Source organism: Nostoc sp. UIC 10607, assembly GCF_047228265.1.
GTDB lineage: Bacteria > Cyanobacteriota > Cyanobacteriia > Cyanobacteriales > Nostocaceae > Nostoc > Nostoc foliaceum_A.
The window spans coordinates 53,349-74,349 of the sequence record NZ_JBIQNW010000011.1 but is presented as its reverse complement, the minus strand read 5'-3'; the positions used below and the strand labels follow the sequence as shown (position 1 = coordinate 74,349).

18 protein-coding genes are annotated in these 21,001 nt (G+C 43.1%); 5 read left to right on the top strand and 13 right to left on the bottom strand.

Annotation, left to right across the window (positions count from 1 at the left end):
- Positions 1-114: 114 nt before the first annotated feature.
- Positions 115-546 (top strand): TMEM165/GDT1 family protein, encoded by a 432-nt coding sequence (locus ACEYW6_RS13055; RefSeq protein WP_412980021.1) that lies wholly within the window; start codon positions 115-117, stop codon positions 544-546.
- Positions 547-586: 40 nt separating this feature from the next.
- Entirely contained in the window at positions 587-889 is a 303-nt protein-coding gene (locus tag ACEYW6_RS13050; protein ID WP_152589365.1) for a TMEM165/GDT1 family protein, read from the top strand.
- A gap of 140 nt (positions 890-1,029) precedes the next feature.
- Here ACEYW6_RS13050 and ACEYW6_RS13045 read toward each other — a convergent pair whose 3' ends face one another.
- A complete protein-coding gene (locus tag ACEYW6_RS13045; protein WP_412980020.1) occupies positions 1,030-1,956 on the bottom strand; it encodes a cobalamin-binding protein in 927 nt (308 codons plus the stop codon).
- A 547-nt stretch (positions 1,957-2,503) separates the two neighbouring features.
- On the opposite strand from ACEYW6_RS13045, the gene ACEYW6_RS13040 reads away from it, so the two are divergent.
- A complete protein-coding gene (locus tag ACEYW6_RS13040) occupies positions 2,504-4,720 on the top strand; it encodes a PAS domain S-box protein (RefSeq protein WP_412980019.1) in 2,217 nt (738 codons plus the stop codon).
- Positions 4,721-4,798: 78 nt separating this feature from the next.
- Here ACEYW6_RS13040 and ACEYW6_RS13035 read toward each other — a convergent pair whose 3' ends face one another.
- Both ACEYW6_RS13035 and pruA read right to left on the bottom strand, forming a co-directional pair.
- A complete protein-coding gene (locus ACEYW6_RS13035; RefSeq protein ID WP_412980018.1) occupies positions 4,799-5,260 on the bottom strand; it encodes a GNAT family N-acetyltransferase in 462 nt (153 codons plus the stop codon).
- Between the two features lie 63 nt (positions 5,261-5,323).
- A complete protein-coding gene (gene pruA, locus ACEYW6_RS13030; RefSeq protein ID WP_412980017.1) occupies positions 5,324-8,317 on the bottom strand; it encodes an L-glutamate gamma-semialdehyde dehydrogenase in 2,994 nt (997 codons plus the stop codon).
- Positions 8,318-8,604: 287 nt separating this feature from the next.
- On the opposite strand from pruA, the gene ACEYW6_RS13025 reads away from it, so the two are divergent.
- Entirely contained in the window at positions 8,605-9,255 is a 651-nt protein-coding gene (locus ACEYW6_RS13025) for a hypothetical protein (RefSeq protein WP_412980016.1), read from the top strand.
- A gap of 116 nt (positions 9,256-9,371) precedes the next feature.
- Complete coding sequence (locus ACEYW6_RS13020; RefSeq protein ID WP_412980015.1) at positions 9,372-10,094, top strand: nuclease-related domain-containing protein; 723 nt, start codon at positions 9,372-9,374, stop codon at positions 10,092-10,094.
- Between the two features lie 122 nt (positions 10,095-10,216).
- On the opposite strand, the gene ACEYW6_RS13015 is transcribed toward ACEYW6_RS13020, so the two are convergent.
- The 10 genes from ACEYW6_RS13015 to ACEYW6_RS12970 all read right to left on the bottom strand — a co-directional run bounded on the left by ACEYW6_RS13015 (position 10,217) and on the right by ACEYW6_RS12970 (position 20,983).
- Positions 10,217-10,933: a HEAT repeat domain-containing protein gene (locus ACEYW6_RS13015; protein ID WP_412980014.1), complete on the bottom strand. Its 717-nt coding sequence runs from the start codon at positions 10,931-10,933 to the stop codon at positions 10,217-10,219.
- A 170-nt stretch (positions 10,934-11,103) separates the two neighbouring features.
- Positions 11,104-11,949: a HEAT repeat domain-containing protein gene (locus ACEYW6_RS13010; RefSeq protein WP_412980013.1), complete on the bottom strand. Its 846-nt coding sequence runs from the start codon at positions 11,947-11,949 to the stop codon at positions 11,104-11,106.
- Entirely contained in the window at positions 11,924-12,202 is a 279-nt protein-coding gene (locus ACEYW6_RS13005; protein ID WP_190890266.1) for a phycobilisome linker polypeptide, read from the bottom strand. Before ACEYW6_RS13005 ends, ACEYW6_RS13010 begins: the two co-directional genes overlap by 26 nt.
- A gap of 96 nt (positions 12,203-12,298) precedes the next feature.
- Positions 12,299-13,168, bottom strand: a complete 870-nt coding sequence (locus tag ACEYW6_RS13000; RefSeq protein ID WP_412980012.1) for a phycobilisome rod-core linker polypeptide — start codon at positions 13,166-13,168, stop codon at positions 12,299-12,301.
- A 165-nt stretch (positions 13,169-13,333) separates the two neighbouring features.
- Positions 13,334-14,146: a phycobilisome linker polypeptide gene (locus ACEYW6_RS12995; RefSeq protein WP_190890268.1), complete on the bottom strand. Its 813-nt coding sequence runs from the start codon at positions 14,144-14,146 to the stop codon at positions 13,334-13,336.
- 163 nt (positions 14,147-14,309) lie between these two features.
- The gene (gene cpcA / locus ACEYW6_RS12990) at positions 14,310-14,798 is read right to left on the bottom strand and encodes a phycocyanin subunit alpha (RefSeq protein WP_190890269.1); all 489 of its coding nucleotides are present in this window, start codon (positions 14,796-14,798) and stop codon (positions 14,310-14,312) included.
- Between the two features lie 83 nt (positions 14,799-14,881).
- On the bottom strand, positions 14,882-15,403 hold the full coding sequence (locus ACEYW6_RS12985; RefSeq protein WP_190890270.1) for a phycocyanin subunit beta: 522 nt from the start codon (positions 15,401-15,403) through the stop codon (positions 14,882-14,884).
- 773 nt (positions 15,404-16,176) lie between these two features.
- Positions 16,177-17,196, bottom strand: a complete 1,020-nt coding sequence (gene hpnH, locus ACEYW6_RS12980; RefSeq protein WP_412980011.1) for an adenosyl-hopene transferase HpnH — start codon at positions 17,194-17,196, stop codon at positions 16,177-16,179.
- 98 nt (positions 17,197-17,294) lie between these two features.
- Positions 17,295-18,278 carry a hopanoid-associated sugar epimerase gene (gene hpnA / locus ACEYW6_RS12975; RefSeq protein WP_412980010.1) on the bottom strand — a complete coding sequence of 328 codons (984 nt, stop codon included), beginning with the start codon at positions 18,276-18,278 and terminating at the stop codon, positions 17,295-17,297.
- Positions 18,278-20,983, bottom strand: coding sequence for an efflux RND transporter permease subunit (locus tag ACEYW6_RS12970; RefSeq protein WP_412980009.1), 2,706 nt, complete (start codon positions 20,981-20,983; stop codon positions 18,278-18,280). Before ACEYW6_RS12970 ends, hpnA begins: the two co-directional genes overlap by 1 nt.
- Positions 20,984-21,001: the final 18 nt, after the last annotated feature.

The window sequence follows — 21,001 nt, the reverse complement described above, 5'->3', positions numbered from 1 at the left end:
CAAAGACACTCCATAATTTTTTTATCACTATTTATTTATGTAGTTGCAATTTATTACAACAATCTGAGAATATGATAGAAATATGAAAGCAACTTACTAACAAAACTACTGCCTGTGAAACTTGACTCTGCACCTTTGGAGATTTCTGGCATATCTCAAACTGAGATCGAGCTAGAACTGAAAGATAGCAATGATTTGAACTTAACTCGTGCGATCGCCCAGCCAGTTCAGCCTGTAGTTGCCGATAGTCCTCAAAAGCAGCAATCAGCGTTAGTAGTTTTTGGTACAACTTTTGTAACTATTTTTCTAGCAGAAATTGGAGATAAAACTCAGCTATCCACCCTATTAATGAGTGCAGAATCTCATTCGCCGTGGGTGGTATTTATCGGATCTGCGGCTGCGCTAATAACCACCAGCTTATTAGGCGTGCTTTTAGGTAGTTGGATAGCCACGCGACTCAGCCCAAAAACTGTAGAAAAATCAGCAGGTGTGATGTTGTTAATGATTTCCCTAATGCTGTTTTGGGATGTATTTATTGGTCATTAGTCATTAGAAAAACTCCCCATTTCCCGCTCCCCTTAAACATATGGATTGGCATCTCTTAGGACTGAGCTTTATTACAGTTTTTTTATCAGAATTGGGTGACAAAAGTCAGCTAGCAGCGATCGCACTTTCAGGGCGTTGTAATTCTCCGCGCGCAGTATTTTTTGGTGCAGCAGGCGCATTGCTGTTGACAAGCCTATTGGGATCATTAGCAGGGGGAGCAGTAGCCGAATTATTACCTACACGCTTATTAAAAGCGATCGCTGCTGTGGGATTTGCTATCCTTGCTGCACGCCTGCTGTTATTTAACAATGAACCATCGACGGATTCTGAACAAACACCTTAAAAAAGAATTCACAATTCAGAATCCAGGAATCAGAATTACTCTTCGTGTGGGATTGGAACCTGCCAAGGTTTTAAACCAATATCATAAACATTAGACTCGAATTCATACTGAACTCTGGCTCATGAGTTCGGAATTCTTCTTTACAAGGGTTCCCAACCCGTTCCTTTGTAGCCATACTGAAAAATTTCTGGATGCAAAATTTCTGCCAAAATTTCTAAAGAATCTACCAGTCGAGGCCCTGGACGATTGAAGAAAGAATTGCCATCAGTGATGTAGACCCTACCAGCTTTGGTAGCGTGCAGTTTTTCCCACTCTGAACGTTGAGTTAACAAATTGGCTTCTTGGCGAGTGCGATTTAAATCAAAGCCACAGGGCATAAAAACAATTACATCTGGATCAGTTGTTAATAGTGTTTCCCACGGCAAGATGGGAGAAGGCTGACCTGTAGCGCAAAACAAGGACTGTCCTCCTGCTAAATTGACTAATTCAGGAATCCAATTGGCGGCTACCATCATAGGATCAGTCCACTCAATACAGGCGACAGTAGGCTGTTCATTTAAAGAAAGCCCCTGGATTCTTTGCTGACAAATTTTGACGCGAGCTTCTAAATTTTCTATGATTTTTACCGAGTCTACGCCAAAGGTGTTGCCGACTCGCTCAATGTCAGCCCAAATATCCTGGAGAATATTGGGTTGTAAAGAAATAATCTGCGGTTTACTGTTAATGAGTGTGGCAACTGCCTTTTCAACATCGTGTAAGCTGACAGCACAAACATCACACTGGTCTTGAGTGAGAATGTGGGTAGGCTGCAATTGCTCTAAAACATCTGTTTTGATTTGATAAATACTGAGAGCAGCCTGCAATAAATTGTTCACTTCATCATGAATTTGGCTGCTGGAGGCACTGGAGTTTAAGCGTGCTTCGGTACAAATGGGGCGATCTTGGATTTCTGGAGGGTAATCGCATTCGTGCGATCGCCCTACAATGGCATTAACCAACCCTAGTGTCGCTAAAATCTCTGTTCCACCGGGAATCAGAGAAACAATTCTTACATTACTATCCGTCATTGCTCCACCTCCACAAAAGCTGGCATTACCTTAATTCTCGCAAAATTTTAGTCATTAGGTATCTTTCTCTAGGAGAATCAAGGGTATTTTGGTAGTCATCTTGATTAGCTGTAAGGTTGCTCTAAAACTTGAGACTTAAGCCTCAAGTCTAACCATCCTTGATTTTGTGCAGTTTCACAAAGAATTGTTATCAGCACTAAGCAACAAATTAACTTACAGCGACTTTTAGGTAATTGAACTACATCACTCCCTACTCGCCAGACCCAAATTCAAAATACTATACTACTTGTAGTTCTTGGTGAAATTACTTAATAGTGAAATTGTTCAAAATGCTAATTATACCGTGGCAAAAATCACTGGCATGATGTAACAGAAGTAATAAGCAAAATCTAGTCTAGAACTCGTTATCCAGAATCATAAGATTTGGTGAGAAAAAATATACTTTCCGGTTATGAAAAACCCTATTAAGTAACTGTAGTTATACAAAGACGGTTCTAATTTTTTTGTAGAACTGCAAGACAAAATTATTTCTTCTTGAGGGCAACTAATGCAGGTGGTGTCAGCTAGAGATATTACAGAGCACAAGCAGGCCCAAGAGGCTTTACAAATCAGAGAAAATAGTCGGCGAAAACAAAGCCAGACGCTCGTACAACTGGCAAGGAGTAAAACATTTCAGCTAGGTAATCTTAATGCAGTATTAAGAGAAATTACAGAAACTGCTGCTCGGACACTTTTAGTGAAGCGAGTAGGGGTGTGGCTATATAATGAAGGGCGTTCAAAAATTGAATGCATCGATTTATATGATGTAAACACCAAGGAGCATAGCTTTGGTAACTCGCTTTCACAAAAAAATTATCCAGCTTATTTCCAGGCTTTAGAAGAGGAACGTACCATTGCCGCAGATGATGCCAGAAACGATACAAGAACCCAAGAATTATCCGAGTCTTATCTTTCTGTTTTGGGCATCACATCCCTGCTAGATGCACCGATTTGGTTAGAGGGTCGTTTAGTAGGCGTAGTCTGTCACGAACATATAGGCGAAGGTCGCCAATGGACTTTGGAAGAAGAAACTTTTGCTGGCTCGATTGCAGATTTCGTGACCCTGGCTATAGAAGCGAGCGAGCGAAACGTTGTACAGGAAGCACTGCGACACAGTGAGGCGCAATTCCGAGCGATTTTTGAGCGTTCTTCTATTGGCATTGGACTTATAGATATGAAAGCGCAGATAGTCGATACCAATCCGGCACTGTGTGAGATTTTAGGATATAGCCGAGAATATCTATCCGGCAAGAGCTTTACAGATTATATTTCCACACAAAAGGGGGATTTAAAACTTTACAAACAACTGGTGTCAGGAATTCGCACAAACTCAGGGAAAACTTCAAGCTTTGGCTTCCAACCCTCTGAACTTCAAAAGCAGCTTGGCGATAAACATCGCATTGAGATGGAAAGACGCTGCCTGCATCAAAATGGTAGCTTAGTTTGGACTCATATTTCTGTTTCTGTTATACCAGACACCAATGGTGAACCTGAGTTTTTTCTAGCAATGATTGAGGATATTACTGAACGCAAGGAAACAGAATTGAAACTGCGTGCTTCTCAAGAAGCAGCAGAAGCTGCTAGTCGGGCAAAAAGTGAATTTTTAGCAACCATGAGCCATGAGTTGCGGACACCTCTGAATGCGATTATGGGCTTGTCAGAGTTGTTGCAACAAGAAATAGTCGGCTCTCTGAATGAAAAACAGAACGAATATGTAAGTTGTATATATAGTAGTGGTGAACATCTGCTGGCACTGATTAACGATATCCTTGACTTATCTAAGGTAGAAGCAGGCAAAGAGGAACTGTTACTCTCACCTTTACCAGTGTCAGATTTATGTAATTATGCCATGTGGACAGTGCGCGATCGCGCCTTAGAAAAAGGATTGCAACTCACCTGTAAAATTGATCTAGAAGAGGATATTTGTATTGCTGATGAGCGGCGCATTAAGCAAATGCTACTCAACCTCCTCACTAATGCTATTAAATTCACCCCGGCTGGTCAGGTATCGCTGGTAGTGAAAAAAGTACCGCAAGGAACTACGTTTACAGTTTCAGATACTGGAATTGGTATAGACTCAAGTCAGTTTCAATTTTTATTTGAACCGTTTAAACAGCTTGACAGTCGGTTAAATCGGCAGTATGAAGGCACAGGTCTGGGTTTAGCTTTAACGCGCAAATTAGCGCGTTTGCATGGTGGAGATGTGACCGTTACATCGACTTTGGGAGAAGGGAGTCAGTTCACTCTGTTTCTACCAAATCCAGTGCTTTCGCCAGCAGGAGAGGATGAAGGAGTTGAGGAAGACAAGGGAGAAAATTTTACTTTATCCTCCTTGTCCTCCTCCCCAGCCATCCCCAAAAATAAAACTATTTTGCTTGTGGAGAAAGAAGAAAAAACTGCCACTGTGTTGCAAGATTATCTCCACACAATTGGCTACAAAGTTAAGTGGATAGATAATGAGAAAGAATTTTTGAACCAAGTGCAAAATTTCCAACCAGATTTAGTTTTTTTTGATTTCCAGTTAATCAGTGATGTTAGTATTTTAAATTTGTTAAATATCATTAGACAAGATCCTACTTGGGAAAATACGCCGATTGTAATGATGACCTTTAGCGAACCTTTAGAAGAGGAAATGACTATGCTGCAAGGTAGTGCTAATGACTATTTAGTTAAGCCAATTCGGACAGTCCAGCTAGAATCATTATTGATGCGATACTTGAGCTAATTATAATAGGAAAAGCGAGGTTTTTGGATTGAGCAGTAGTGTAGTTAATTCATTGAAAACCGCTTTAATTATCACTGATTAAAAAAATATTTTATTTATTCGGACTGTGAGTTTTTTTCTCATTGTCACATGGTGAATACTAGCTTCTTCAAATATTTCTCCTTCTTCTACAAAATCCAATTTTTTGTACAAATCTTTTACATATTCTTGGGCGTGAATCACAACTTCTGGAATATTTTTGTTAGCTATTACCTGTAATGCATGTTCCATAATTTTTGTACCAATACCCTGCCCTCTAGCTGTAGATAACACAGCAAGCCTTTCTATCTTGGCAGTTTTATCATCCAAATATCTAATTCTGGCAGTACCAACAGCTTCCTTATCTAAATAAGCAATCAAATGCTCAGATATTTGATCTTTACCATCAAATTCTAAAGCCGGAGCTACCTTTTGTTCTTCCTGAAAAACTGCTCGCCTAATTGCTTGAATTGCGGGAAATTCTTCAGGTAATTCAGCAACTTTTATAACTAAATTACTCATCAAACTCTTTCTGTGGTTCAATCATCAAATAAGTAGGGCATATGCCCTACTTATTCTTGTAGTTTAATCTGCCCCTTCAATTGGTGCAAAACCTTGGCGCTGAATATTTTCTGTAACCGCGCGTGGTTCCAGGAATTGTAGGAGGTAATCAGGGCCACCTGCTTTAGAACCTACTCCAGAAAGTTTGAATCCACCAAAGGGTTGCCGTCCAACGATCGCTCCGGTAATATTACGGTTAATGTACAAATTACCGACTTCAAATTCTACCTGCGCCTGCTGAATATGCGAAGGTGTTCTCGAATAAAGTCCGCCAGTCAAAGCGTAGTTAGTTCCATTGGCAACTGTTAGTGCTTCCTGGAAATCTTTCACCCGAATTACCGCCAGCACAGGGCCAAAAATTTCTTGTTGGGAAATTACCGCATTTGGCGATACTTCACTAAAGATAACTGGGCCGATAAAATATCCTTGTTCGGGTGCTGGTAACTCCAAAGCTAATTGTGCTTCTGCCTTACCCTTCTCAATATACTCGCGGATGCGATCGCGGGCATTAGCATCAATCACTGGCCCAACTTGTGTACTCGGTAACTCTGCTTCCCCAATGTTCAAGGATTTTGTCGCTTCTACCAATCGTTGCACAAAAGCATCATAAATCGGTTGCAGCACAATCACCCTGGAAGCAGCAGAACATTTTTGTCCACTGTAACCAAATGCCGACTGCACTACACCCACAACAGCTTGGTCTAAATCAGCACTTTCATCGACAATAATCGCATTCTTGCCACCCATTTCAGCAATTACACGTTTCATGTGCTTTTGTCCGGGTTTCAAAGTTGCCGCTTCCGCGTAAATTCTACAGCCAACTTCCTGAGAACCAGTAAAAGCAATTACATGAGTATCTGGATGATTTACCAAATAAGCGCCGACTTGCGAACCTTTCCCTGGCACGTATTGAAACACACCTTTGGGAAAACCAGCCTCTATTAAAATTTCGGTGAGTTTTGCGGTAATTACAGAAGATGTTTCCGCAGGTTTAAGAAGAGTACAATTCCCTGAAACTAAGGCTGCAACAGTCATTCCACATGCGATCGCTAGCGGAAAATTCCAGGGAGAAATTACTACAGCAATACCGCGTGGCTGGTAAATATAACGATTAGTTTCACCAGTAATGTCATAATTCACACCTTTGTCTAACCGTTCAATCTCATCAGCGTAGTACCGACAGAAATCTATCGCTTCCGAAACCTCTCCATCGGCTTCCTTAACTGGTTTCCCAACTTCCAAAACTATCCAAGCTGAAAGTTCGGCGCGGCGGAGTTCCATCAAATCACCCGCTTTCCGCAAAATATCAGCGCGTTGTTTAGCCGGTGTTTTCCTCCATCCAGGAAACGCCGCTTTAGCAGCTTGCATCGCCTGTTCAGCTTGTTCAACACTAATCAACCCAACTTTACCGATTACTTCACTGAAATTAGAAGGATTGAGAGAATCAACAAATTCCGGCGTATTAACATATTCGCCATTAATTAGGGGTAAATAAGTTTTCCCCAACTGTTGACGAACGCTTTGGAAAGCTTGCGCCGCCTTTGTTCTCACCTCTTCTTCTGCGTAATCGGTATCAGCCACACCGAGGAAATGAGAGTGAGGAGTTTGGAGTGAGGAGTTAGGAGTTAAAGAGTTTTTTTCTTCTTTGACAATCGGCGGTGCTAATAATTCCTCAATAGGTCGATTTTCGAGATTTTGCCGTAAGAAAGAACTATTAGCTGTATTTTCCAACAACCGCCGAATTAAATACGCCATTCCAGGTAATAATTCACCGTAGGGACAGTAAACTCTGACTCGATAACCCCTGTCAACCAACGCCTTTGCAACTTTATCACCCATACCGTAGAGGACTTGCAATTCAAAGCGACGGCGAGGGACATTTAAACTTTCAGCTATGGCAATGGCGCGAGAGTGCGATCGCACATTATGGCTACCAATGGCAGAATACACATATTGATGATTTTCTAACAACAACTGAGTGATGGTTTCAAAGTTAACATCAGTTGCCGCTTTATCGTTGTAAACTGGCTGTGGCCAATGCTTCTGTGCTGCTTTGATAGTTTCCTGATCCCAATATGCGCCTTTTACCAAACGGATTGTTAGGGGATAACCACGTTCTTTCAACCAAGAAATTAAGTCTTTGGTATCTTGCTCACTATCACGCAGATATGCTTGGATTGTCATCCCAATATCTGTGCGTTGCCGAAACTCTTCTTCTAGTAAAAGTTTTTTCAGGATGCTGAGAGTTATGTCTTTATAGGCATACTGTTCCATATCAAAATGCACAGCTGCGCCCAACTCTTTAGCACGACGTAAGAGAATCCGAATGCGATCGCTAACTCGCTCCTCACTACCTTTAGCATCCAGAGGATCAAATTGGGAATAAAACGCCGTTAACTTAACAGAAACCTGAACTTTTGGTATAGTTTCGCCATCAGCCTCATCAATAGCCGGGATAGCTGACCAGTTCTTCGATGCTTCCACCAATTGTTGCATTAATTCTAGATAGCGTTCTAGATAAGACTGCGCTTCGGCTTCGGTAATTACGGCTTCACCAAGTAAGTCGATGGTGAAAGCCATTTTTTCTTTTCGCAGTCGTTCAACTGTTTTGATGACTTGTTTAATATTTTCCCCAGAAATATATTTATGAGCAAGAGTCTCAACGGCTGTACCAACAGTTGTAGCAGCAACTTGTCCTGGCATCGAATCGGGATTAGCAAAGTTTAGCATTCCCTTCAAAGCTGCCGGTAATTCTACAGATTCATCTCCTAAATATTCTTGTAAATGTGAGGCAATTTCTGATTTACTGTGCAAAGCAGGTAGCGTATCTATAAAGCGAAATAGTTGCACCCGCAATCCAGGATTACTCATCGCCCAAGCTAGTAATTTATCATCCCAGCGCATTTGATCCCGCAGGGAAGAAAAAAACGAACGATTTTCCTGCGTTGCTGCTAGAAGTTGTTTAGCAATTTCTTGGGTTTTAGCTTCGTAGGTGCTTGTTTGTACTTGTAATACCACTGATAGTAAACTCCTTAATTAAGGCAAGGCTTTTTGTACAAAGCCTGTGTCTTCTATTTTGACGCTTTCATTTAGCTGTCACCATATTTAGTGAGGAGTAAAGAAGGGAATAGGTTACAGGGTACAGATTATTCCCTATAACCTCTCACCTGTCTCCTCTCCCCTAATCACAATGCCCAATTGAATAACAAATGTTATCCTTTTGTTGATCTATTTCTAACTTGATTGACAGATGTTGCAACACAAGAGATTAGCTCAGTCATACTAAGAGTGTGAATACTACATTTATGCCTACAGAAAACCTCACGCATATTTTATTTTCTAACTGGCAACACACACTCCAACCCTTTGGCGTTGACCAGATAGCGGCTGATAAAGCCTTTAATCCTTTGGTTGCAGCTTACTCTACCCCTAATCGCTACTACCATACACTGAAACACATTGATCACGTCCTCAGCACAATTCAGATTTTACAAGGCTACACCAACAACCTAGCTGCTGTTCAACTAGCTGCCTGGTTCCACGATGTAGTATATAACACTGAAGCTCAAGATAATGAAGAACGAAGCGCAGACTATGCTTTGGAATTGCTGAGTAATTTGGGTATTCCAGAAAGTACCATAGCTACTGTCACCCGTCTTATTCTGAACACTAAAGACCACCAAGCTGCGGTAGATGATTGTGATAGCCAAGTTTTACTTGATGCAGATTTAGCGATTTTGGCTACTAACCAAGTGCAGTATGGAGAATACACCCATGCCATTCGCCAGGAATATAGCTGGGTGTCAGAGGCAGCGTATATCACAGGTCGTCAGCAGGTTTTAGAACGATTTTTAAAGCGATCGCGTATTTATTTTACGCCTTTAATGTTAGAGTTTGCCGAACCATCTGCCCGTGGCAATATCCAGGGAGAAATTCACTCTTTGTTGTCTCGTTAGCTTTATCACTGTTAGTAGCATAAAATTTTTTCTATATGAATTAGGGGAGAGCGATTTCCCTTCAATTCTGGGAACTCTAAAAATGGCGGTTACTGACAAATATTACTACAATTTTGATGAGAACTCTTCAACAATCACCCTCACTTAGGGCAGTATTCCAACAAAAAATCGACACCAAAAAATCTACCAAACACCAAGAAATTCATGAAAGATTAGGTGATGGCTTTTTAGGTGGGTTGGGTTCATTCATGTTTGAATTTAACCAAGCAACAAATAAATTCAAAGGCAATATGGGGGAATGGGGAGTATCACTACTTTTGCAATCTTTCCCCGATACATGGGTGATATTTAATAATGCTTTAATCCCCACTAGCTCAGGCTCTCTAACGGAAATAGACCATTTAATTATCGGTGAAAGTGGTGTTTTTTTAGTAGAGGTCAAAACCTGGAAAGGTTCATTTAGCGCTTATAAAGATAAATGGAAACGGCGTGAAGGTAACAATTGGGTAGCAGTTGACAATAGTCCGACTTCTCAAAGTATTTACCATCAAAAAATGTTTAGTCAGTGGATTACTTCATTAATGCCTAACCTTCCTAATGGGTTTGTTGCAGCTCCAGTAGTCTTCCCAATTGCTAAATGGATAGGAGCAAATGATTGCTCAGTTCCAGTTTTACAAGGTATCCCTGCACTGCTACAGATGATAAATAGTTCTCCTGATTGTTTAGCGCCAATACAAGTACAGGCAATTACCCAAGCCGTTGAAAACTTGATACTTCCTACAAACACTAAACCGATTCCTAAGCCCAAACCTGTTAAGCGCCAGAATCCTATAATTTGAGTTTATTAAGTGCGTGAGGGTTAGGCAGAAGGCTTGGCCATTGATGTGTACGGCGGCAATATGCCAATAGTCGCTGCCTTCTCCCTGTGGTACCACTTATAAATTTGTTGTAAATCCCTTAGTTAACGTCTGCCACCGCCACGATGAGGCACTTCAGTCTCGTGTAGTTTTCTTTTAGGTGCAAAGACTTCTTGATGTTGCTGCTGAATTTTTTCCTGTGCAAACTTGACACGGGTACGAACTCCGAGATCAACATCTGTATCGAGAATTTGCTGAAGTTGATTTGTAATACGCGACGCTTGATCGGGTAAGGTGACTGCGATCGCAATGGCTAGTGTTTCTAAACTCGTCACTACTGCATAGCGCACTACCCACTCTGGATCTTGAGAAATGAGTAATAGCGCCTCTAATACCTGAGTCTGAATAGATTCTAGTTTCTCAGGCGCTACTTGATGCCAGCGCAAAGTGCCTAATCCCCTGGCAGCGGCCCGCCGCACACTCAGGGAAAAATCGGTTTTTGCTGCCTCTAACAATGTATCCAGCGCTCGGACATCGCCAATTCCTGCTAAGGCACGAATAGCCCAGGCTCTAGCGCCGTAGTTGTAGTCATCAATTAGTTGCAATAGTGGAGGTACTGCAACTTCCCCGATCGCAATCAGTCCATCTACCGCCGCCACCGCCGCCCCTGGATTGTTGTAGCCCAAAGCTGCAATTAAAGTAGGAACAGCTTCCTCTATACCAGCTGCTGCTAACTCCTGAACTGCGTCTAATAAGCGATCCGAGGAATCTGCTTCTTCTACAGCACGGATCAATATTTGGGCAAGTTCACTGTTATTCATAATAATTTTTCATGGGTAATTAATTGTCAGCCAATTGTAGCTTAAGTCATCCGTAGTTGACATCATACATAAACCCCCTAGCCCTGATTTTGCAGTTGGGTTGGGGGTTTATGTGTGGTAAACATTTGGTTTAAACGTATTAATGACAACTCATTATCTAGAATATATGACTACAACAGCGAGTCCATCAAATGCATCACTTTAATCGCACCTTCTGACAAAATGCTTGGTGTTATGTGATTGACTTGATGTTCTAGTAATCCTTTCAGAGAAATTAGCTTTAGGCTATTTTCAGCAAGAGTCTGTGCGATCGCATCTGCTGCGGGTAGATACCCAATCGCTCCCAAATCTGCTAACACTGCCCGACGCAATTGCAATTTCTCACCCGCTAAAGCTTGTACCAACCGTTCTCCATAAACTGGTTCTTGGGTTAATTGATACATCGCTCGTGCAGCAGCATATTGCACCAATTCGATTGGATGCTCTAAAAATGGCTTTACCAAAGGGATGAACTCAGTTGCCCTCAAAGTTCCCAAGGCTTCTAAGAGGGCATCGTAGGGTTGAGATAAATCAGGCTGCTCTGATACAAGCTGCTCTCCCTGCAAACCTAGTGTTAATAGATTGATCAGAGCAGGAATGCAAACCGGATCGCCTAGCATTTCTAAGGATTGCACCGCTGCTTCGCGCACATAAAAATCTGAGCAGTCTAAACACGCAATTAAAGGTAACACTGCTTGGCGATCGTCTAGTTTCCCTAAGGCTCTAGCTGCGTTCCGTCGCAGAGGATATCCGCCTTCTGGTGTTCTGTCGGCTTCATCCTCTAACGCTTTGATCAGTGCTGTAATCGCAGCTGCTTCACCTATGCGAAACCTGCCCAACCACCAAGCAGCATAAAACCGCAGACCTAAATCTGCACTTTCAAGATTAGCGATCGCTTGCTCTACTGTTAAAGATTCACCTTCGGCATTGTCACCTATTGGTGATAAATCTTCAATTTTCTGCGGACTGGGATTCATGAGAAGAATGATCGCTCTGTTCGCTATCTGTTTTAGCCTCAGCATTCAATGGTTGAATGCTGACTATTCTGCCACCCAAGCGAGTAATTCGCTGCATTTCTTGATTCATTCGATTTTCAGGCACCGTGATAAACACGCTACCACTAGAACGAATGGGATAGCCGACTTTTTCCGTTTCTTCGCTTTGGCGCAGACCAACTACTTCATAGCGGAAGGAGCGATTACTATTTCTACCACTAATTTGTCCAAGCATAAACCAACTCCAAATTTATAAATCGAAGTTGTCATTAGTCTTTTGTCTTTTGCCAATTACCAATGACTAATGACCAATGACTAATGACCATTGACACTAAAGCGGCTTCACACTAGCGATTTTACCACCTTGTTTTACCACTCTCTGGAAGTAACTAGATAGTTCTTCATAAGGTATAACTACAGCTTGATTGACACGGCGGGTGCTAGGATAGCCAGCTCCAAAAACGCCTGCTACTTCAACGCGGTAGAGTCTGCCTTCTTTGCCAAAAGTTCCTGCACCACCAAATGTACTGTTGGGGGTAACGCCTTTTCCAGGAGCAACGTAGGAAAAACCTGAAGGGCCACCAGATGGAGGAACAACAACAGATGCACTATTACGACCTAGTTCGGCAGCAAGGCGAGAGGAATTGCCTTTGAGTTGGGAGGTATCGCTACTAGCATAGCCGCGATAAAGTTGGAATATCCGGCTAAATCCAACAGTTTTTTGACCTGTTTGAGTTGCAAAGCCGCGATAGAAAGGCACAATATTTTCACCAAAGCTACTTTGATACTCTGGCGAATCAATATAGGAATCAATGTCGGCTTCATATCCCTTGGTTTGATACAAGTCTAAGTGATAGACTACCTCAGACTCATCATAGGGAGCACGACCCAACAAATGTTTATAGTTCAGTTCAATGACGCGAGTTTGAAAACTGTTGTAGAAAAATTTGGTTTTGTACAGTTCTGATTTAGCTACTTGACGTACAAACTCTTGGACTGTAATTTTTCCATCGCGCAGAATAGATTCAGCACTTGTGAGGCGCTCAGATTTCATTAAGTAATCGTTGCCCAACAATTGACGATAGACGGCAGTAATTACTTTCTCTATGTCTTCTTTAGTTGCATTTGGACGCAATTCTACAGGAGAGTTATCACTAAAAGCTTCTGTTCCCAGACGGGAAGCTGCTGTTGTAATAGCCATTGGTAATTTTCCTTTTGTAATTTAGTAATTGGTAAAAGTGAGGAGTTAGGTGTTAACAGTTGAGAGTTGGGGTATAGTTAGGAATTCAAAACTCATAACTTCTAACTTCTAACTCCTGACTCCTCACCGAACTCCTGACTCCTCACTTAATTCCCGATTCCCTATTTATACGGCTGTAATGCTAATAACCTTACTGCCCTTACGATTAAGCTGCTGCAATTTACTAGAAAGTTGCTCGTAGGGGACGAGTAACTCCGCAGTACCGCGCCGCACCACAGCTGAGTTTGGAGAAGCTGCTTGTAGTACTCTAATCCGGTATGTTTCTCCTCGACCACCTGTTGAGAGACCTGTTAAGGCTCCTGTAGAGACTGGGTAGATAGGTGAAGCCAGATTCTTAGCTACTTCCCAAGTTAGCCGTCCTTGTTTTTGCCCTTGAGCGCGATCGCTATTGGCATAACCCCGATACAGTTGGAATAGTCGGCTATAGCCAACATTTTTCTGCCCTACTTGGCTTTGAAAGCCACGATAGTATGGGACAATATTTTCGCCAAAGCTTTCTTGATATTCTTGCGAGTCTATGTATGAGTTAATCTCAGCTTCGTAACCTTGTGAGTTGTAAAGCTCAACGTGGTACGAAATTTCTGACTCATCTTCGGGGGCACGACCCAATAAATGCTTATAATTCAACTCGATAAATCGAATTTGCGAGTTTGAATGGAAAAACTTCTCCCGATATAGTTCCGACTGAGCAATGGCTAGCACAAACCCCCGAACTGAAATCACACCTTGCTGCAACAGGGATTCTGCACTGACAAGACGCTCTCCTTCCAGCAGGTATGAATTACCCAAAACTTGACGGTAAGCTGCTCGGATGATCACTTGCACATCCGCTTCTGTTCTATCGGGACGTAGTTCTGCCAGTCCTGAGTTTTCAAAGGCTCCAATTCCTAGCCTTGTGGCTTGTCCCAAAGCTGCCATTTTTAAACCTCCTCAGTTTTAACTGCAAAACTGAAAACTTTTTAGAAAAATTTTTTCTAGTCTTTTAACAGTCTTTTGAAAATAAAACTGCCCAGAAAGGTAAACCAACTCCTAGCTATCTGCCAACAGAGCTTGTTTTCCTTTCCGGGCTAAATACACTCTATTAGCTTAGAGCGTTAATTGCGTAGTCGATGTAGGAATTAGCTTCTACAGCAGGGTCGCCACTTAGACCGTGGTTAGCCTTGATGTACTTGAGAGCTTCAACGTACCAGCTGGGAGATAGATCGAAAGTGCGGTTGATTTCAGCCAAGCCAGAAATCAAGAAGTCATCCAAGGGGCCCGTACCACCGACAACTAAGGAATAGGTAACGATCCGCAGGTAGTAGCCGATGTCACGCGCACACTTTGCTTTACCAGTGCTGGTAGAAGCGAAGTTAGGGCCTTGTTGTTGAGTTGTGTAGGGGAACTTGTTGTACACCGCTTGAGCAGCGCCTTCTGTCAAACGTTGAGCATTAGCAGACAAGCTTTTTGCTGCTTCTAAGCTAGCTGGAGCTTGACGGAAACGACCAAAAGCGGTTTGAATTTCTGTGCTGGAGAGAAAGCGACCTTGAGAATCTGCTGCTGCAACTGCTTCGGTAAGAGGTGTCTTCATGGGTTTAGTATCTCCCTATTTACAATTTTGTTGAAATTTGTTTTGTCTAACTGACAGTTGTCAGTCAATAGTCTCGAACGGGTTTAGCCTACTGCTGCGGCTGCACGATCAAAGTAGCTAGCAACTTCAGATGATATAGCGCTGCAATCGCCTCTGGTGATACCATTGGGGTCGTTAACAAGAGCCAAAGCTGCTTCCTTCATCTTTTGCACGCCAACTGCTACAGAAGCACCAGGAGTTCCTAGAGCCAAGTAGGTTTCGCGTAGACCGTTTAGACAACGATCATCTAACACACTTGCATCACCAGCAAAGATTGCATAGGTTACATAGCGTAAGATGATTTCCATGTCACGTAAGCAAGCAGCATTCCGACGGTTGGTGTAAGCGTTACCACCAGGAGCAATCAACTGAGGCTGTTCTGCGAACAGAGCGCGAGCTGCATTGGCAACAATTGCTGAGGAGTTGCTGGTAATCCGGTTTACGGTATCTGCACGCTTGTTGCCATCTTTAACTAGGGCAGCTAGGGCATCCAACTGAGCAGCGCTGAGATATTCACCGCGGGCATCAGCTTGGGTGATTACTTTTGCAAATGCATCTAAAACCATTGCCTTAAATCTCCTAATTTGCTTGCTGTAAGAATAATTGGACTCAAAACTGAATGGTTCAGCTTTTTTGATGTCAGCACTGCCTGACGAGTTACGAAAGGTTTAAAACAGACATCCACGGAATAAGTTTACGATCTCCAGGCTTTCAGATTAAAACTTTTGTTAAAAAACTTCAAACTTCTATGAACGACTGGAAAACCTGATTAAGATGTTGTTTTTTACTTCCAAGTTCTCTTTATACAATGCTGCCGCGTCATTATTTATTACAAATTATTGTTATGTTTGTTAATTTCGTTTACATAAGTTCACATTCTTCTCTCTTTGCTCTTTTGACTTTTCTCCAGCCCAAAAGATGGGAGAATTTATTTCTGGAAATCCCTTTAAGAGTGCGTAGGCGTAGCCCACCTCAGGCATCGCACCCTTAAGTTGTGTAGCATTTGCTACTTTTTAGCTCCTGCCAAGGGCACACCCTATATGTGCGGTTGCATTGCATCCATTGCAGCCGTGGGTTCATAGCGGTAGTGAAGAATATGCTCTATAGCCTCTGACAAAATTTCAAATCGGTCTAACTGCTTTCAAATCATGCTCTTGAGCCAAGACCCAACATCGCTCAATCATATTCAAGTCAGGTGAATAGGCAAGTCCCAAAATCTATTAGCCAATAATGACTTTCATAGATCGCAAGGAACCAGATAATAATATTTAGAGGGTGCGTAGGCGTAGCCCGCCGCAGGCATCGCACCCTCTCAATATGTTGTAGTTTTTGCTACTTTTTAGCTTCTACCAAACACACTGCCAAGGGCACGCGCCATATTTTGCGGTTGCATTGCATCCATTGCGGCAGTGGGTTCGTAACCGCAGTGAACCATACAATCGGCACATTTGGGATTACCACTCTTCTGGCCGTATTGACTCCAGTCAGTTTGTGCCAGTAATTCCTTAAAGGTGGAGTAATAACCTTCGTTTAGTAGATAGCAAGGTTTTTGCCAACCAAGAACACTATAACTAGGGCTACCCCAAGGCGTGCATTCATAGTCCTTTTCACCAGTGAGAAAATCTAAGAACAGAGGATTGTGATTGAAGTTCCAGTTTTTTTCACCAGCTTTGTATGGAGCCAGAATTTCCCGAAAGAGGGCGCGTGTTTGTTCACGGTGGAGAAAATGATCTTGATCTGGTGCCCATTCGTAACTGTAGCCGGGAGAAATCATCATCCCGTCAGTATTTAGTGTTTCTAGAAAGTCGAAGAACTCTTGCATATCTTTGGGTTGGGTACCTTCAAAGATAGTGGTGTTAGTGGTGACACGAAAGCCTTTAGCTTTAGCGGCGCGAATGGCTTTGACAGCAATATCAAAAACACCTTTGCGATCGACACACTGATCATGCAACTCCCGCATCCCATCTAAATGCACACTAAAAGTCAGGTAAGGAGAAGGTTCAAACTTATCCAAATTCTTTTCTAACAACAAACCATTGGTACACAAGTAAATATATTTCTTGCGCTCAATTAAGCCCCGGACAATCTCATCAATTTGGGGGTGTAGCAGAGGTTCTCCCCCAGGAATTGAGACAACCGGTGCGCCGCACTCTTCCACTGCGGTAAAGCACTGTTCTGGGGTGAGATTTTGCTTTAAAATTTCCTTTGGATGTTGGATTTTACCACAACCAGTACAAGCAAGATTACACCGAAAAAGAGGTTCCAACATCAATACTAAAGGGAAGCGTTTACGTCCTTTCAAACGCTGAGTAACAAGATACTTCCCAATATCCATAGCTTGTTGTAGATTAACTGCCATTGTGCGATCGCTCCTCTTTTAAATATAAAAACACCACTTTAGGGGCGCACATCTATGCACCCCTACATATTGCATCCACACGTGAATCGCTATATTTTTCATTGAACGTAACCCTGAGCAACAAACCAATCCACAGCATCTTTGAGTGCCGCTTTCAGCGGAGATTGGGGTAAACCCAACTCTCGTACAGCCTTGGCGGCATCGTAATACATAGGTTGTTTCGCCATCCGCACGCCATCTAATGGCACTGAAGGCAATTTTCCCAAGGGTGCGAGAATCTTTTCATCAACCCAAGCAACACTAAGAGGCAACCAAGCGGGTACTGTTCGTTGAGGGGCGCTTAGACTGGTGATATCGGCAAGTTGTTCGAGTAGTTCCTTGAGACTTAGGTTTTGATGACCTAAGATATAGCGATCGCCTGATTTACCCCGTTGCAAAGCCAGTAAATGTCCCCATGCCACATCCCGTACATCGATAAAATTCAAACCAGTATCTAAGTAAAAGGGCATTTGCCGTCGCAAAAACCGCAGGATTATATCACCTGTCGGGGTAGGCTTGATATCCAACGAGCCAATTGGGCTGCTGGGATTGACAATAACTACTTCCTGACCTGTAGCAACGGCTTGCATGGCTTCTTGTTCAGCGAGAAACTTGGACTTTTTGTAGTCACCCACCAACTTTTCTAAAGGACTCTGATGTGTTTCATCGACGACTTGACCAGATGATCCTACTCCAATTGCCGCTACTGAACTAGTATAAACGGTGCGCTCAATCCCAGCTTTGCGAGCTGCTGCCAACACATTGCGCGTACCCAAGACATTGTTATGGTGGAGTAACTCCCGGTCTGTTTGCCAGAGGGAATAATGGGCTGCCACATGAAATAGGTATTGACAACCTTCCATCTGTTGCCAGAGATTTGAATCATTCAAATCGCCTTTGACAATTTCCACCTCCAAACCGCGTAGATTCTCCAAATTGCTGCTTGAGCGTACCAGTGCTTTGACATCATATCTCTGTTGGAGTAACAACCGTACTAAGTGAGCACCAATAAAGCCCGTACCCCCTGTGACAAAGACTTGCATCAACTTCTCTCCCTCGTCTGAAATCGGGGAAACCAATCATCCAAAATGGCGTAGACTACCGGCACAACAATCAAGCTGAGGATAGTTGAAGTTATGAGTCCACCTGCGATCGCTACAGCCATAGGCGATCGCAATTCGGAACCAGCACCAAAGCCCAATGCGATCGGTAGCATCCCTAAGAGTGTAGAGGCAGTGGTCATCATAATTGGTCTGAGGCGCACTGGGCCAGCTTTGAGAATCGCCTCTGTGCGGTCTAAGCCAGATTTGCGGAGTTGGTTGATGTAATCTACCAGTAAGATGGCATTTTTGTTTGCTAGTCCCAACAAAAATACAAAGCCAATCAGCGAGATCATGCCAAAGTCACTCTTGGTGAAGAGTAAAGCCAACATGGCACCGACAATTGACAAGGGCAAAGAAACACCTATTACTACTGGGTCTATCCAGCTTTTGAACAGCAAAATCAGTACTACGACAATGCACAATGCTGATAAAAGTAAAGTAGTACCAAAACTACTAAATACTTCACCTTGGCGGGCAGAATCTCCTCCCAAGTCTAAAGTTACACCAGCAGGTAACACTGCTTTTGCTTCTGCTACTAATTGGTCGGTGGCACTACCCAAGGACAAATCCTTGCCCAGATTGGCACTAATATAAGCAACTCTTTGATTGTTGAGCCGCTCAATTTGAAAAACTGTACCCTGCGGGTTTGTTTCACTTGTCACAGTGACATCAGCAAATCCCGGTAGTTTTTCGATGCGCTCTTTAATTGCCTTGGCAGCTTTGCTGAGGCTTTGGAGATTATCGCCTCGTAGTGATGCCTGTAAGGGTTTTTGTCCACCAGTATCAACAAATTGAATATCTTCTACGCTGGTACTCACACCAGGAAGATTAGGCAAAGACGAGCGTAATTGGTCTTGTACTTCCGCAGTCTTGATGTTGCGGTCTTCCTTCAGCTTCACATAAAGCGTACCTTTGTTTGGCTCACCTTCACGAGAACCAACAGTAGTAAAAACTGTTTCCACTACTGGAGATTTTCTCACCACATCTTCTAGTTTCTTGGCAACTTCTAGAGAATCATTCAAAGGATTGGGGATAGGGAATTGGGATGCGGCAGATAAGGAAGAAATTCCCCCTTGTCCCCCTTGTCCCCCTTGCCCTCCTTGTCCCTGCAAAAATTGCTCAGGGATTTTTGGCAAGGGTGCGGTGTAAGTAATATTGAACTCGCCGCGATCTAATTTAGGAATAAACCCTTTGGGAATGAGTAGACTCAGTGCCATACCTGCAACAAAGCTAAGTATGGCTAATGCGATAACTGTTTTGCGGTGGTTTAAAGACCAGTGGAGTAAATTTCTGTAATATTGGGTAAAATTCAGCCAGGTGTTTGCTTCCTGGCGGCGCGGAGTTGAAGTAGCAGGTTTTAGCCAGAAAGTGGCTAAGGCTGGTGACAATGTACGGGCGACCAGCGTCGAAGCAATCATGGCTGCTGAAACCGTAATTCCGAATGGCTTGAAGAACTGCCCGATTACTCCACCCATCAAACCAATGGGTAAAAAAACCGCTACTGCTGTAGCAGTGGTGGCGATGACTGTTAAGCCAATTTCATCTGTTGCTGAAAAGGCGGCTTGGCGAGGAGTTTCGCCTTCTTCGATGTGCCGCATGATGTTTTCGACATCGATGATCGCATCATCGATTACACTGCCAATCACTAAGGCCAAAGCCAGCAACGTAATCGTTTCTAGGTTGAAACCAAAAATTGCCATGACAATAAACGTCGCCAACAAAGATGTTGGAATCGCCAAGGCAGAGATGAAAGTTGCCCGCCAATTCCATAAAAAAGGAAAAATTACTACGATAGACAACAAGACTGCTTCCATCAGCGCATCGATTGTTGACTGGGTAGCTTGGCGGATATATTCTGCTTGGGTGGCAGCTAAAGTGAGGTTCACATCTTTCAGGGTAGAGCGTAGCCTTTGGACTTCTTTCTCAACCCGACTGACCACTTCTAAGGTGTTAGCGCTACCGCGTTTGATTACCTGAAATGCTAGTGCATCTTGCCCGTTAAACCTGACTAATGTTGCCCCTGATTGGGGGACAGATGCACTGGCATTAGCTGGATTTAGGGGAGGAGTTGCAGTAGCACCACCCAACAGTGAGACTTTCAGGACTCCTGGTAATTTAGCGATCGCACTTACAATCTCGTCTTGCGCCAACTTTGTCAAATCTGTGAGATTCCGCGTGGGACTCTCAATGGCATAGCTAATGGCGGCTGACTCATTTAAATTCAGGGGAATAATTTTAGAAGTCGCTCCCTGAGGCAAAGTCAACTGCTTGAGGGCAGCTTCAACTTCTTTGGTCGATGTTTCTAAATTCGTCCCAACGGCAAAAGAAAGGGCAACGGCTGTTTGACTTGGATAAGTGGATGAGCGCATATTCTCCAGTCCTTCTAGGGAGCGGAGGCGTTCTTCCAAGGGTTCGGTGAGTTTTGCCTCTGTATCCAGAGCAGTTTTCAGAGGGGCTGTAGCATTTACAACCACTACTGGAAATGTAATATCTGGAAACAAAGCATACTTGAGAGAACTGAAAGCCAGAATACCAGCTACCGTTACGGCAATCCAAAAACTCACCGTCAGCCACGAAAATTGAATCGCCAATTTGGAAATATTGAAGAGTTCTCGTGCGGATTTTGAGCGATGAAGCTTTACCATCTTGGAAAATTATCGTGT